Source organism: Pseudomonas sp. TE24901 (assembly GCF_054058375.1).
Genome location: NZ_JBSSAF010000013.1, coordinates 58,597 through 72,720 on the forward strand (window position 1 = coordinate 58,597; position 14,124 = coordinate 72,720).

Here is a 14,124-nt window from a genome sequence, read left to right on the forward strand (position 1 = left end):
TCCATCAGCAACGCTCCGTTTCCCATCCTTGTCGCGCAGACGGTTCAAACGGTGTCCCGCACTTGTGATGCAGCGCCAGCCTGCGTAACGTGGCGGCACTTGTTTGGAGACCGATAAATGCGTGCCGTCCGTACCCTCGCCCTGTTTGCCCTGCTGCCGCTGTTCACCGCTTGCCAGATGTTCGAGAGCGAGCCGGCTAAACCCTCTACTGTCGGGATGACCCGCATGCAGGGTGAACTGACAGCGGTCGGCGGCAAGCTGCTGTTCCAGCCGTGCGGCGACCAGCGTAACTATGTCGTCAACGACACCGGCGGCACCAGCGTGCTGCAGGAAGCCGCTTCCCTGGCCGGCCAGCAAGGTGCGCTGTTTGCCGACCTGCGCGGCAAGTTCTCTGGCGTGGCTGCCGGTACCCAGGGTTCGGTGGACCTGCAACAGCTCTACCGCGTAGAACGCTCGACCTCGGCCTGCAACGACCCGGACTTCAAGCGCATGATCCTGCGGGCCAATGGCCATAAACCGGCCTGGGCGATGAACGTCACGGCCAAGGGCATGGTGCTGGAGCGCGAAGGCCAACCGCCGCTGGCCGTGCCCTACGTGGAAGAGCAGATCGGTGACGGCCGCTTCAACCTGATGACCGAAGCCAACAACCAACACGTCGAGTTGTGGGTGGCCCCGCAGCGTTGCGTCGACCCGGTCAGCGGCAGCCTGCAGCACATGACCGCCGAGCTGCGCGTGAACGGCCAGGTGCAGCGCGGTTGTGCGGCGTTCGGCGGCTCCCGGGACGACTGATTCGGCCCTGCACTGTTTTAACCTGACCGAAATCCGCCATTGGGGCTTATAATCGCCGGTTTGCAAAACAGCCGGCATCTTTGCCCGCCGCCTACCCGGACCCTGTCATGTTACGAATCACCGAACTCAAGCTGCCCATCGACCATCCCGAAGAAGACCTGCGGCCTGCCATCGTGCAGCGCCTGGGCATCGCCAGTGATGACCTGCTCGATTTCACCCTGTTCAAACGCAGCTACGACGCTCGCAAGAAGTCGTCGGAGCTGTGCTTCATCTACACCATTGATCTGAACGTGAATGGCGAAGCAGCCCTGCTGCTCAAGTTTGCCGATGACCGTAACGTCAACCCCGCGCCGGATGTCAGCTACAAAGTGGTGGGCCAGGCACCGCAAGGCCTCACAGAGCGTCCGATCGTGGTGGGCTTTGGTCCCTGCGGGATTTTTGCTGGCCTGCTGCTGGCCCAGATGGGCTTCAAGCCGATCATCCTCGAGCGTGGCAAGGAAGTGCGCCAGCGCACCAAGGACACCTGGGGCCTGTGGCGCAAAAGCGTGCTCAACCCCGAGTCCAACGTACAGTTCGGTGAAGGCGGTGCCGGGACCTTCTCCGACGGCAAGCTCTACAGCCAGATCAAGGACCCGAAATTCCACGGCCGCAAAGTGCTGCACGAGTTCGTCAAGGCCGGCGCGCCGGAAGAAATCCTCTACGTCAGCAAGCCGCACATCGGTACCTTCCGCCTGACAGGCGTGGTGGAAAACATGCGCGAACAGATCATCGCCCTGGGCGGTGAAGTGCGGTTCGAGCAGCGCGTGACCGACGTACTGATCGAAGACGGCCAACTGAACGGCGTTGTGGTGGACGGCGGCGAGCAAATCCTTTCCAAGCACGTGATCCTGGCCCTGGGCCACAGTGCTCGCGACACCTTCCGCATGCTCCATGGTCGTGGCGTGTACATGGAGGCCAAGCCGTTCTCGGTGGGCTTCCGTATCGAACACCCGCAATCGTTGATCGACGCCGCGCGCCTGGGCAAATACGCCGGGCACCCCAAACTGGGCGCCGCCGACTACAAGCTGGTGCACCACGCCAAGAACGGTCGTTCGGTCTACAGCTTCTGCATGTGCCCGGGCGGTACGGTGGTGGCGGCCACGTCCGAGCCGAACCGCGTCGTCACCAACGGCATGAGCCAATACTCGCGCAACGAGCGCAATGCCAACTCGGGCATCGTGGTGGGCATCACCCCTGAGGTGGACTACCCGGGGGGCCCGCTGGCCGGTATCGAGTTGCAGGAGCGCCTGGAGTCCCACGCCTACATCCTCGGTGGCAGCAACTACGAGGCCCCGGCACAGCTGGTGGGCGATTTCATCGCCGGCAAGCCGTCCACAGCCCTCGGCAGCGTGGAACCCTCCTACAAGCCTGGGGTGTCCCTGGGTGACTTGGCGCTCGCGTTGCCAGACTTCGCCATCGAAGCGATTCGTGAGGCACTGCCGGCGTTCGAGAAACAGATCAAGGGCTACTCGCTGCACGACGCCGTGTTGACCGGAATCGAGACCCGCACCTCTTCGCCGCTGCGGATTACCCGTAACGAATCGATGCAGAGCCTGAACGTCAAAGGGTTGTTCCCGGCCGGTGAAGGCGCCGGTTATGCCGGTGGGATCCTGTCGGCAGGTGTGGACGGCATCCGCATTGCCGAAGCCTTGGCCCGGGATATGTTGGGCCTGGAGGCCTGACCCATCAACGTGTAGGAGCCCGGCTTGCCGGCGATGAGGCCTTGAGTTCAGTGTTGATCTCAGGAAAGCCATCGCCGACAAGCCGGGCTCCTACAGGTTTAGATATTGGCGCGCAGGATGTTGTCCGGCAACGGCTCGCCGCGCTCGACACTGGCCGCAACGGCCGCGATCAAGCCGTCCAACTCATAACCCTGCGCTTTAAGCCACGCCTGATCGTAATAGGTGGTGGCATACCGCTCGCCCCCATCACACAAGATCGCCACGATCGACCCCGACTCCCCCGCCGCCTTCATATGTTGAGCTGCCACCAAGGCCCCCATCAGGTTGGTCCCGCTGCTGCCCCCGACCCGCCGCCCCAAGCGTTCGGCCAGGTAGTGCATGGCGGCCAGCGATAAAGCATCCGGCACCTTGACCATCGCGTCGATCACCTTCGGCAGAAAAGACGCCTCAACCCGTGGCCGGCCAATGCCTTCGATGCGAGAACCGCAATCCAGGCGCAAGCTGGCGTCGCCGCTCTGGTAGAAGTCGAAGAACACTGAACGCTCGGCATCCGCGCAGAGCACCCGGGTGCAATGTTGGCGGTAGCGTACGTAGCGACCCAGGGTCGCGGTGGTGCCGCCGGTGCCCGGGCTGGAGATCAGCCAACTCGGCTCGGGGTAATGTTCGAATCGCATCTGCTGGAAGATCGACTCGGCGATGTTGTTGTTCGCCCGCCAGTCGGTGGCCCGCTCGGCGTAGGTGAACTGGTCCATGAAGTGACCGCCACTTTCCTTGGCCAAGCGTTCGGATTCGGCGTAGATCTGTGTCGGGTCCTGTACCAGATGGCTCTTGCCACCATAGAACGCAATCTGGGCGATTTTTTCCTGGGACGTGGTGGCCGGCATCACCGCGATAAACGGCAGGCCAAGCAAGCGCGCAAAATAGGCTTCCGAGATTGCCGTCGAGCCACTGGACGCCTCGATCACCGGCGCACCCGGCTTCAGCCAGCCATTGCACAACGCATACAGAAACAACGAGCGGGCCAGACGATGCTTGAGGCTGCCGGTGGGGTGGCTGGACTCATCCTTGAAATACAACTCGATACCCGGCAACCCCGGCAATGGCAAAGGGATCAGGTGCGTGTCGGCGCTACGCTGAAAGTCCGCTTCAATGATGCGAATGGCTTCGCGGGCCCAGGTACGTTGATCGCTCATAGCGTGAGTCTCTAAAGATTTCATCCACAATCTTAGGGGGTTTCCTACACTGCACACAGATACAGTGACGACTCAATTGGACACACAATTGCTAGGCTTTGGCGCAACGCCTCCCCCGGCCATCGCTTATAACAAATAAGAATATAACTTTTGTTTTAACAACTAACGGTACGGGTTAGGGTACCCACCTATTGAACCTGGATTGGAGAGCATCCCGTGCCTCTGCGTAGCACTTTCACCCGTTTCTTCCAGCTGGAAGCCGCCAGTGGTCTGTTGTTGATCGCCGCTGCCGCCTTGGCGCTGATCATCAACAACTCTCCGTTGTCGCACCTGTACAACGCCTTCCTCGATGTACCGGTGGTGGCCCAGGTGGGCGCCCTGAAAATCGCCAAGCCCGCCCTGCTGTGGATCAACGACGGCCTGATGGCCCTGTTCTTCCTGCTGATCGGCCTGGAGGTCAAGCGCGAGCTGCTCGATGGCCACCTCTCCAAGCCGTCGCAAGTGGTGCTGCCCGGTGCAGCGGCCATTGGCGGCATGGTGGTACCGGCGCTGATCTACTGGGCGCTGAACAAAGGCAACTCGGCCGCCCTGGCCGGCTGGGCGATCCCCATGGCCACGGACATCGCGTTCGCTCTGGGCGTACTGGCCCTGCTGGGCAAGCGCGTGCCGGTATCGCTGAAACTGTTTCTGATGACCCTGGCCATCATTGATGACCTGGGCGCGATCATCGTCATTGCCCTGTTCTATTCCACTGACCTGTCCGGTGCCTCCCTCGCCGGCGCGGCAGCCTGCCTGATCGCCCTGATCGCGATGAACCGCCTTGGCGTGATCAAGCTTGGCCCCTACCTGATCATCGGCTTGATCCTGTGGGTCTGCGTGCTCAAGAGTGGCGTGCACGCCACGCTGGCCGGCGTGACCCTGGCGTTCTGCATCCCGATGCGCACCAAGAATGCCGAGCCTTCGCCGTTGCTGACCCTGGAACACGCCCTGCACCCCTGGGTGGCCTATGGCATCCTGCCGCTGTTCGCCTTCGCCAACGCCGGTGTCTCGCTGACCGGCGTCAGCCTGGACAGCTTCACCCACCACGTACCGATGGGCATCGCCGCCGGCCTGCTGATCGGCAAGACCGTCGGCGTGTTCGGCCTCACCTGGCTTGCCGTGAAGACCGGCCTCTCCGCCCTGCCTTCGGGCGCCAACTGGGGCCAGGTCTTCGGGGTGGCGATCCTGTGTGGTATCGGCTTCACCATGAGCCTGTTCGTCGGCTCCCTGGCGTTTGTGCCGGGTGTCAGTGAGTTCGCCGGGGAAGACCGTATGGGCATCCTGACCGGTTCTATCCTGGCAGCGTGCATTGGGTATGCGGTCACGGCGATGGCGAGTCGCAAGAAAGCCTGAGCCTGTTCGGGAGCCGGCTTGGCTGGCTCCTGAGTGACGCCCTGCAACATCGGACGTGAATAAAATGCTCGTTGTCAGCTGCTGTGAATGACGCATGGATGACATAGCAATGTTCACCTGAGGCCCAAATACCTCATACACGAAACCTCAACCGCTCACCCGGTTGAGGTTTTTCTTTTTCCGCCGTCACCCGCAACATGAAACTTACCCACCCAGCCCCCACCGCCCCTAAAGACTTCACGCCCACCGCCGACTAGCTGGTGTGGCGCCTCGACTGTCCCGGCCCGGGACGCCCGCCCGACTTTGCTCTTCAACGCGTTTTCAGCCCGAGCGTAAACCCCATGTTCCTGAGAAATATAAGAATCGCGGCCAGAGCCTTCATCGGCTTCGCTGCTATTGCGTCACTGAGTGTGTTTCTCGGTCTGTTTGCGCTCAAGCAGATCGGCGAAGTCCAGTCCCAGGCGGCCGACATCCAGAACAACTGGATGCAGCGCGTCAGGATACTGGCCCTGGCCAACGCATCGCTCGACCGTTTTCGCCTGGGTGAAATGGCGCACATTCTGTCGTCCAGCGATGCCGATATGCAGACCTACGAAGACAAGTCCGCCGGTCGCCTCAAGGCCGTCAAGGAGCAGTTGACCCAGTACGCGGCGCTGTTGCGTACGCCGGAGGAAAAATCACGGCTCGAGGTGTTCAACCAGAGCCTCGAGGCGTACGCGAAAAACCATACCGAGATGCTCAAGCGCTCGCGCTCAGGCGACAAGGCCGGCGCGCGGGACTTTCTCAACAGCATTCGAGAAAGCTATGAGCAGATGACCAAGAATTTCGACCAACTGATCGACCTTGCCAACAAAGGCGCAGAACAGGCCGGCATGACGTCCGTCGGTGCTTACCAACATGCGGTGAGTGGCATCACGCTCGTGATCCTGTTGGTGAGTGGCGGCACGGTGCTGGTGGCCTGGTTACTGACGCGCAGCATCACTGGCCCGATCATCGAAGCGGTGCATGTGGCCGAGACCATCGCCAAGGGCGACCTGACCCAACCGATCACCCCCACGGGCAACGACGAAGCCACGCGTTTGCTCAGGGCCCAAGAGGTCATGCGCAATAACCTGGTACAGACCCTGCGGCAGATCACCGGCTCGTCCAGCCAACTGGCGGCGGCGGCCGAAGAGCTCAATGCCGTCACTGCCGAAGGTAGCCGTGACCTGCAGCAGCAACATGGCGAAATCGAACAGGCCGCGACTGCCGTCACCGAGATGACCACGGCGATTGAGGAAGTGGCGAGAAATGCGGCGTCCACCTCAGACCTGTCTCAGGAGTCGCGAAGCATTGCCTTGAAAGGCCAGCAGCGCATGGTCGAAGCGCTGAACGCAATCCAGGCGCTGACCCGTGGCGTTGAACTCAGCTCTGGCCAAGTGGGCGGTCTTGCCGAGCAGGCCAAGGGGATCGGCAAGGTCCTCGATGTGATCCGCACGATTGCCGAGCAAACCAACCTGCTGGCGCTGAACGCGGCCATCGAAGCCGCGCGCGCGGGCGATGCAGGCCGTGGGTTTGCCGTGGTTGCCGATGAAGTGCGCGCCCTGGCCCACCGCACCGCCCAGTCGACCCAGGAAATCGAACAGATGATCGGCAGCATCCAGACCAACACCGCCAGCACCGTCAACACCATGCTCGACAGCAGCACCATGACCGAGCAAACCCTGGCGCTGGCCGAACTGGCGCAGAAAGCGCTGGCGGATATCCTGGCGGCCAACGATGAGATCAATGATCGCAACCTGGTCATCACCACGGCGGCGGCTGAGCAAGCTGATGTGGCCCGGGCGGTTGACCGCAATTTGCTGAACATTCAGCAGTTGTCGGTTCAATCTGCGGAAGGCTCGACCCAAACGACGGCTGCGTCGCAGTCCCTGGCAAGCCTGGCCCATGAGTTGAACACCATGGTGAAGCACTTCCAGATCTGAGGGCAGCCTGAGAAACCAAAAAGCCGTCTCGGCTTAAACCGAGACGGCTCCACTTCTTAGACCTTAAAGGTCATCGAAGCTGTCCCGCAGGAACCCCCACACGTGGCACACACGCAAGGCGTTCACTACGAGGTTCCACGTACGTCGTGCAAACTTCGACATACTCGGCCCTCCAAATGTTGGGCCTTACCTCCAGCGTACTTACCGGAACATGCGCGCCTTCGGATACAGGTCATTGTTTCCTGTGAGGCGGCCGGGTTGATGGTCCAGCCGCGTTAATCCGGCACGGATTGCAAGCCCGTGGCCGCCGGTCCAAATTCGCCGGCGAACCCAGCTTGCTCACAACACAATGCACGCAGAACGAGGGCGATACTAACTTAGCCTTCCGGCTCGAGGTGTAACGAAGGCAGCTTGAACAGCTAACTCTACGCTCTGGATTTGTTGCCTTATTTTGCAAAACAATTCGCAAAATAAAACCCAACAATAAGATCCGCCACTTATCGTCTTATCTTGCGTCATGCAAAGGCCAACAGTAGTATTTCGCGCAGGTCATTGTTTCCTGTGAGCACGCAATGTCAGCTGCAAACTGGTATTGCAAATAAAAAACCGCCTTTTCGTGGCGGTTTTTTATTGCCTGCATTTTTAGCGGGAACGACAGCGCACTCACTTCAGATCGACGGTACAGCCAACCTCGCCCCATACAATAAAAAACCCCCAACCAGTCACCCGGTTGGGGGTTTTGTGTTTCTACAACCGACGCTTAGCGAGTCACTCGGCTGGTGCCGTTAACGGTCATGATGCGAACGCGGTCACCGATGCGGAAGATTTCGTTCTCTTCAACCGCTTGCACGTAGGCGCGCATGCTGCCGTCGTCTTCGCGCACGGTGATTTCAACGCCTTGGGTGCGGGTCAGGCCCTCTTCGGTGGCCGAGCCCAGCAGGCCGCCAGCGACGGCGCCGATCACGGCAGTGACAATGCTGCCACGGCCGCCGCCGATGGCGCTGCCGCCAACGCCGCCGATGACTGCGCCAGCAGCGCCGCCGATTGGGGTCTTGGTACCTTCGATTTTCACCGGACGCAGGGATTCAATGGTACCCATGCGAACGGTCTGTACACGACGCGCTTCGTCACGGGAGTACGAGTCGCCGGTCAGACTCGAGGCGCAGCCACCCAACAGCAACGACAGGGTGGTAAAGCAGGCAACTAGTAAAACGGACTTACGCATAGCATCAACTCCAAAGGACAGGTATTCATTAGACGCTGCGGCTTGGCGCCTGTCACGGCAAGCACGGCAGAAAATTGCTTTCATTCAGCCCTAGTACAGACTGCCCTTACCAAAAAACTCGACGAACGGTAGCACTCTCCTTGTACCAAGAAGTATCACGCATACGCTTGCCGATGGGGTTGTCCGCAATCAACAACCCGAAGCCTCTTGGTAGAGACGACAGGCCTGCGGACACTATTACAGGTGAGGTGACGAAAGGTGAAGTTCAGGGCGCCAGACGCTCACGCGTCCATTCGCCCGCTTGCAGGCGATAGTTCAGGCGGTCATGCAGGCGGCTGGCGCGGCCCTGCCAGAACTCGATGCGCTCAGGCAGCAAACGGTAGCCGCCCCAATGCTCGGGGCAATCGGGCTGGGTATCACTGAAACGCTGCTCGGTTGCCTTGAGCAAGTCCTGCAGCTCTTCACGGTCGCGGATGACCTTGCTCTGCGGCGATGCCCAGGCCCCCAGGCGGCTGCCCAAGGGACGCACCTGGTAATACGCGTCCGACTCTTCAGGCGTGACCTTGACCACCCGCCCCTCGATACGCACCTGGCGCTCCAGGGTCGGCCAGAAGAAGGTCATGGCCGCGAAGGGCCGTGCCGCGAGCTGCTCACCCTTGGCACTCTGATAATTGGTGAAGAAGGTAAAGCCCTGCGCATCCAGCCCCTTGAGCAACAGGATGCGGCAGTGCGGGCGACCCTCCTGGTCGACCGTCGCCAGGGTCATGGCATTGGCTTCCACCGGAGGCTGCTCGGTTTTCACCGCATCGACAAACCACTGGTGGAACAACGCAAACGGCTCGTCCGGGGCCTGGGCCTCGCTCAAACCGTCCCGTGTGTAGTCACGGCGCATATCAGCCAGTGCCTGGGTCATGCGACTTTATCCTTGTGCTTCAACAGATCAGTTTTTCGCCTGGTCGTTCGCAGCCGGTGCAGCGGCCTTGGCTGGAGCCGGTTTCTTCGCGGCAGGCTTGGCCGGGGCTTTTTTGGCGGCTGGCTTGGCGGCGGCTTTCTTGGCCGGAGCCTTCTTGGCCGGTACGGCTTTTTTCGCAGCCGGTGCCACCGGTGCAGGCGCGTCCTGTACGGCAACCATTTCGGCCTTCGGCGGGTTGGCCGAGTTGTACTTGCTCAGCAACGCCAACATCGTTGTACGCTGTGTGAACAGAATTTCCATGCGACGGTTCAGCGCACGACCCTGGGTGCTGTCGTTGGCGGCACGTGGCATCAGGTCGCCCATGCCGCGCAGCATCAGGCGGTCCTGCTTCAAACCGCTGAGGCTGAAGATCGAAGCGATCGACTGCGCACGCTCCTTGGTCAGCGCCTGGCTTTGCGCCTCGGCACCGTTGGTGTCGACATGGCCCAGTACCAATACAGCGGTCTTCGGATCGCCTTCAACAGCCTTGGCAACACGGGTGAACGGGCCCAGTGTGACCGGCAGCAACATGCCTGGGCGTTTAGGGTTGTAGGAACCGTCTACCGGAGCGATCACGACCAATACGTTGTCACGGCGCTCGAGTTGCAGGTTGCTGTCCTTGATCGCGGTACGCAGGCGCGGCTCGTAGTCGTCCAGCCAGGCTTGGGTGATTTTCGGATCAGGCATCGGTACGTTGGTCACGTCGACCTTGGCCAGTGGCTTTGGCTTGCTTTCGAACGGCCACCACCAGTGGGTCTCGGTGTCGGTCTTGGCGACAGCCGGTGCCGCAGCTGGCGAAGGCGCTGGCGTTGCGGCCTTGAGGTCGGCTTTCAGATCAGCCTTGGCGTCGGCCGCCTTGTCATCGGCGCTCTTGGAGGAGAACGGCCACCAGCTGGAGCCGGTATCCGCCTTGGCGACGGGAGCCGGTGCGGCTGCGGCGGGAGCCGGGGCAGTTGCAGCGACAGGTGCGGCAGGCTTGGCGCCGGCAGCCGGCTTGGCGTCGGTTTGGGTCACTGCGTCCTTGGTAGCAGCCTTGTCGGATCCAAATGACCACCAATGCCCACCTTCGGCATCATTTTGTGGAGTTTGTGCGCAGCCGGTAATAGTGAGGCACAGCGCCAGTGCCAAGGACTTGTTCGATAACATGAGATATCCACAAAATGAGAAAAAACCAGGGGGTCTGGATGACCCGTTAAACAGACGCTTACTGAACATTAAAGTTACATCATTTCGCTCAGCGTCTTCTTATAGTTGCCTTTGTAACAAAAAAACGTGAAACAGCAAGGGGTTTACAGACAACCGGCCAATATTCCGACCAACTTCTGCGCACGCGGGTCCATAAGTACATAAGGCCCCAGTGTATTAGTCACGAAACCGAACGCTACATCATGTTCAGGGTCGGCAAAACCGACCGAACCGCCCGCCCCGGGGTGGCCAAACGCACGTGGGCCAAGGCCGAAGGTGGCATTGGGCAATTGCGGTTGATCCAACATGCAGCCCAGACCGAAACGGGTTTGGGTCAATAAGGTTTTATCCGGCCCGATACTGTGTTCGCGGGTCAATTGTTCGAGCATGTCGCTTTCCAGCAAACTACCGTCCAACAAACCGCTATAAAAACCGGCCAGGCTGCGCGCATTACCGTGACCATTTGCCGCTGGCTGCTGCATGCGCCGCCATTCGGGTTTATTAGTGCTCGTCAGAATAGACGGTGGGTTGGCAAAAGCCCGCGTTGTCATGGCCGTGGGCTCGCGCATCATTACTTGAAGTAACCGTTGGGCCGCTTCATCACCCATATTGCCTTTGCTGCGCGCTATATGCGCAACACGATGAAACTCTTCATCCGCCAGCCCCACGTGGAAGTCCAGCCCCAAGGGCCGTGCCACTCGCGCCACGATGGACTCGCCCGGGCCGCGCCCGTCGGCACGGCGCAGCAGTTCGCCCACCAGCCAGCCGTAAGTGATGGCCTCGTAGCCATGGCCTTCGCCGGGCGTCCACCACGGTGCCTCGGCCGCCAGGGTGTCGACCATCAGTTGCCAGTCGTACAGGGCTTCGGTGGGCAGCATTTCGCGGATCGCGGGCAACCCGGCCTGGTGGCAGAGCAACTGACGCAGGGTGATAGTTTCTTTGCCCGCCGCCGCAAACTCCGGCCAGTAGTTGGCCACGGGCGCGTCCAGTTGCAGCTTGCCTTCGGCCACCAATTGCAGGGCCGTGACGGCGGTGAAGGTCTTGGTGCAGGAGAACAGATTGACGATGGTATCGCTGTGCCAGGCCTCGGCACCGTCCTTGTCCGCCGTGCCGGCCCACAGGTCGACGACGGTTTCGCCACCCACCTGGATGCACAGCCCGGCACCACGTTCCTGTGGGTCATCGAACAACGCGGCGAAGCCTTCGCGCACCGCTTCGAACTGGAGCTCGTAATGACCCTGAATCTGCACCTAAGCCCCCTCGGAAAACACCGTAAAAATTGGCCGCCATTGTTCCAGCCCTTGTGGGTTTTGTGAACCCGTCAACGCTCAATCAATGGCCATTTCCAGAGTGCCCGCCGGCATGCCCGGCGCCCTGCCCCGGGCCTTTGCCGTCGTGCCCGGCCTGCTTGCCCTCGGCCTCACGCGCAGCGTTGGCAGCCTTGGCCTTTTCAGCCTCTTTGCCCAACTGGTCGACGGCTGCCAGGTTGCTTTTGCGCACGCTGTCGACAAAGCCCTGGAACGGTACGTCAGTGATACCCACCAGACCGAAATGACCGTTCTCACCGTCCAGCAGACGCCCCGTGACCGGCTGGTCCAGGTACTGGAACCAATGCACGCCGACAATCGATGGCTCCGCCATGGCCTGCTTGAGGAAATTAGCGTAGGCCGCACCACGGTCCTCTTCCCTGGCCAATTGCGTCACGCCGCCCCAGAACGGTCCACGGTCCGCCGAGCCAACGTTGAATTCGGTGATCAGCACCGGCTTGTCCAGCGCACGCAGGGCGGCGAAGTCATAACCGTCCTGGGGTTTGAGGGTGTACATGTTGAAACTCAGCACATCGCAGTACTGCGCGCAGGACGCCACGGCCTCCGGCGTGCTCACCGCATAACGCCCGCCCAGCAGCAGCTGATTGGGCGCGTGCCACTTGAGCGAATCGGAGATGGTCTTGAAATAGGCATCGGCGAAGGTTTTCTGGAAATATTTGAAGTCGGCCTCGATTTCCGGGTGCTCGGGGTTCGGCATCGGTGGCTCGAAGCCCGGGTCTTCCATCAGTTCCCAGCCAGCCAGGTGAATGCCCCAGGCTTTCGACAAGCCCTCTTCGTTACGGTACTTGTCGCGCAATTGCTTGAGGAACGCGCGCTTGGCCGGCACGTCGGTGGTCATGCGCAACGTGCCGTAGGCCAAGGCGTAGCGCGATTTTGGAGCGTCACCCGGACCGGCCCAGGCCAGCTCGTTGTCGGCGAAATAACCGATCAACCATGGATCATCGCGGTGATCCCGGGCCGCAATGGCCACAGCGCGCTCGGTGGCCATGGCGAAGCGTGGGTCGAACGGATCGGGCATGCCGCCCCACCAATCGGTGCCGGTGCTGATGCTGGCGTAATCGCCCACGATCGACAGCGGCAAGGTGTAGGGCACGCGATCAGCAGCCGCCAGGTTCCCGTCGCTCCAGTTGCCCACGGTGTTGAAACCCCAGGCCTGCAGGCGGTCGAGGGTGTGGCTGACCCAGCGCTTCTGGTCAAAACCTTCGGTGCCGTAGGTGCGTTCCAGGTTGGCGCCGTAGAAGTCATACCAACGCCCGGCGCCAAAACTGCGCCCCTCTCCCGCGCCGTTGCCGGTGCGGTTGTCAGCGCTGCCGTAATACTTGTCGAAGGGCTCACCGGCCTTGGGCAATGCCGCAAACATCCACTCGCGCCCGGCGACGTAGGTCTGATTGTTGTCCGGGGCGACGGTGTTGACGCCCAACGAGTAGAACGGATGGCCCAGCGGGGTCACCAGGTACCAGCGGCCGTCGCGTTTCTCAGTGCGGAAAAACCCACTGGCCTCGAACGCCGGACCTTTGTTCCAGCCACCGTATTGATCCAGTGAGGCTTTATCCCGTTCCGCCAGCCACCCCTTGAGCTGTTGTTGCTCTTTGGCGGCGGCGGCCTTGAGCTGATCGTCGCTGCTGACCTTTTCCGGCCAACGCGCCCGGGTGGACTGGCCATAGGCGTCTACCAGTTCACTGTAGGCCGCCTTGATCACCGGCTCGCTGTCCTGCACGCCAAAGCGCTCCAGCAAGATGCTCTGGGCGGCGTTGGGCTTGATCATCGAGAGCGTCACCGACACCACCTGGCTGCGGTCGATTTCCCCCGCGCTGCTGGCCAGCAATACGCGCTGACCATCCACGGTGATAGGCATTGGCGGGCCGGCCTTCATGCCCTGGCTCAACGGCGAGTTGGCCTGCAGCGGAACCAACAGCGTCTGGGCCGGGCCGGCCGGCAGGTCGATGCGGCTGACCAGGGTCTTGCCATCTGCGCTCTGCACCTTGACGTAGAGGGTCAGCGCCCAGTCCATGGCACTTTGAATGCGCAGGCTCATCGCACTGGATTGGGACCAGTCCCACGCGCCGCTTTGCGGGCTGAGGACCAGGCTCGGCTCGGCAGCCGGGTTGAAGGTGATGCGGCGCAGCACTTCGCCTTCGGGGGTCTGTTCGGCGTTGTATTGCGGCAGGCTGGCGTCCTGGGTCGCCACCTTGACCACATCGGCAGGCCGGACGAAGTTGAACAGCGTTTGTTGCCCTGCGGGCGCGGCCATCAACGGCGCAGTGAACAGCAGGGCAAACAGGGCGGGCAGCGTGCGAATCATACGAACAAGGTTCTCCCAATCGGCCGGTGAATGGCCTGATGACATAAATCGATAGCAGTGAGATAGACCACGA

At 61.3% G+C, this 14,124-nt stretch carries 10 protein-coding genes; 4 read left to right on the forward strand and 6 right to left on the reverse strand.

The genetic code is table 11. The features are described from left to right. Nucleotides 1–117 precede the first annotated feature (117 nt). Together ACVWVP_RS23850 and ACVWVP_RS23855 are read left to right on the forward strand one after the other, a co-directional pair. Nucleotides 118–789, forward strand: a complete 672-nt coding sequence (locus tag ACVWVP_RS23850; RefSeq protein ID WP_457408392.1) for a COG3650 family protein — start codon at nt 118–120, stop codon at nt 787–789. 107 nt (nt 790–896) lie between these two features. Next, complete coding sequence (locus tag ACVWVP_RS23855; protein ID WP_457408394.1) at nt 897–2,510, forward strand: NAD(P)/FAD-dependent oxidoreductase; 1,614 nt, start codon at nt 897–899, stop codon at nt 2,508–2,510. A 98-nt stretch (nt 2,511–2,608) separates the two neighbouring features. On the opposite strand, the gene ACVWVP_RS23860 is transcribed toward ACVWVP_RS23855, so the two are convergent. Continuing rightward, on the reverse strand, nt 2,609–3,703 hold the full coding sequence (locus ACVWVP_RS23860; protein WP_457408396.1) for a PLP-dependent cysteine synthase family protein: 1,095 nt from the start codon (nt 3,701–3,703) through the stop codon (nt 2,609–2,611). 216 nt (nt 3,704–3,919) lie between these two features. Between ACVWVP_RS23860 and nhaA the strand changes: the two genes are divergently transcribed. Further along, nucleotides 3,920–5,095 carry a Na+/H+ antiporter NhaA gene (gene nhaA / locus ACVWVP_RS23865; RefSeq protein WP_178920950.1) on the forward strand — a complete coding sequence of 392 codons (1,176 nt, stop codon included), beginning with the start codon at nt 3,920–3,922 and terminating at the stop codon, nt 5,093–5,095. Nucleotides 5,096–5,436: 341 nt separating this feature from the next. After that, nucleotides 5,437–7,059, forward strand: a complete 1,623-nt coding sequence (locus ACVWVP_RS23870) for a methyl-accepting chemotaxis protein (RefSeq protein ID WP_178918950.1) — start codon at nt 5,437–5,439, stop codon at nt 7,057–7,059. Nucleotides 7,060–7,819: 760 nt separating this feature from the next. Here the strand turns inward: ACVWVP_RS23870 and ACVWVP_RS23875 are convergent. From ACVWVP_RS23875 to ACVWVP_RS23895, 5 genes are all read right to left on the reverse strand, one after another. Beyond that, complete coding sequence (locus ACVWVP_RS23875; RefSeq protein WP_056857494.1) at nt 7,820–8,284, reverse strand: outer membrane lipoprotein; 465 nt, start codon at nt 8,282–8,284, stop codon at nt 7,820–7,822. Nucleotides 8,285–8,549: 265 nt separating this feature from the next. Further along, entirely contained in the window at nt 8,550–9,197 is a 648-nt protein-coding gene (pdxH, locus tag ACVWVP_RS23880; RefSeq protein WP_457408400.1) for a pyridoxamine 5'-phosphate oxidase, read from the reverse strand. A gap of 27 nt (nt 9,198–9,224) precedes the next feature. Continuing rightward, nucleotides 9,225–10,382 carry an OmpA family protein gene (locus tag ACVWVP_RS23885; RefSeq protein ID WP_178918953.1) on the reverse strand — a complete coding sequence of 386 codons (1,158 nt, stop codon included), beginning with the start codon at nt 10,380–10,382 and terminating at the stop codon, nt 9,225–9,227. 143 nt (nt 10,383–10,525) lie between these two features. Further along, nucleotides 10,526–11,671 carry a serine hydrolase domain-containing protein gene (locus tag ACVWVP_RS23890; protein ID WP_259171780.1) on the reverse strand — a complete coding sequence of 382 codons (1,146 nt, stop codon included), beginning with the start codon at nt 11,669–11,671 and terminating at the stop codon, nt 10,526–10,528. 82 nt (nt 11,672–11,753) lie between these two features. Next, nucleotides 11,754–14,051 (reverse strand): beta-galactosidase, encoded by a 2,298-nt coding sequence (locus tag ACVWVP_RS23895; RefSeq protein ID WP_457408402.1) that lies wholly within the window; start codon nt 14,049–14,051, stop codon nt 11,754–11,756. Nucleotides 14,052–14,124 lie beyond the last annotated feature (73 nt).

Excerpts from the sequence above, each read along its gene's own strand:
- ACVWVP_RS23860 (WP_457408396.1), bottom strand. The coding sequence starts at position 3,703 with ATGAGCGATCAACGTACCTGGGCCCGCGAAGCCATTCGCATCATTGAA.
- ACVWVP_RS23895 (WP_457408402.1), bottom strand. The coding sequence starts at position 14,051 with ATGATTCGCACGCTGCCCGCCCTGTTTGCCCTGCTGTTCACTGCGCCG.
- ACVWVP_RS23875 (WP_056857494.1), bottom strand. The coding sequence starts at position 8,284 with ATGCGTAAGTCCGTTTTACTAGTTGCCTGCTTTACCACCCTGTCGTTG.
- ACVWVP_RS23850 (WP_457408392.1), top strand. The coding sequence starts at position 118 with ATGCGTGCCGTCCGTACCCTCGCCCTGTTTGCCCTGCTGCCGCTGTTC.
- pdxH (WP_457408400.1), bottom strand. The coding sequence starts at position 9,197 with ATGACCCAGGCACTGGCTGATATGCGCCGTGACTACACACGGGACGGT.
- ACVWVP_RS23885 (WP_178918953.1), bottom strand. The coding sequence starts at position 10,382 with ATGTTATCGAACAAGTCCTTGGCACTGGCGCTGTGCCTCACTATTACC.
- ACVWVP_RS23870 (WP_178918950.1), top strand. The coding sequence starts at position 5,437 with ATGTTCCTGAGAAATATAAGAATCGCGGCCAGAGCCTTCATCGGCTTC.
- ACVWVP_RS23855 (WP_457408394.1), top strand. The coding sequence starts at position 897 with ATGTTACGAATCACCGAACTCAAGCTGCCCATCGACCATCCCGAAGAA.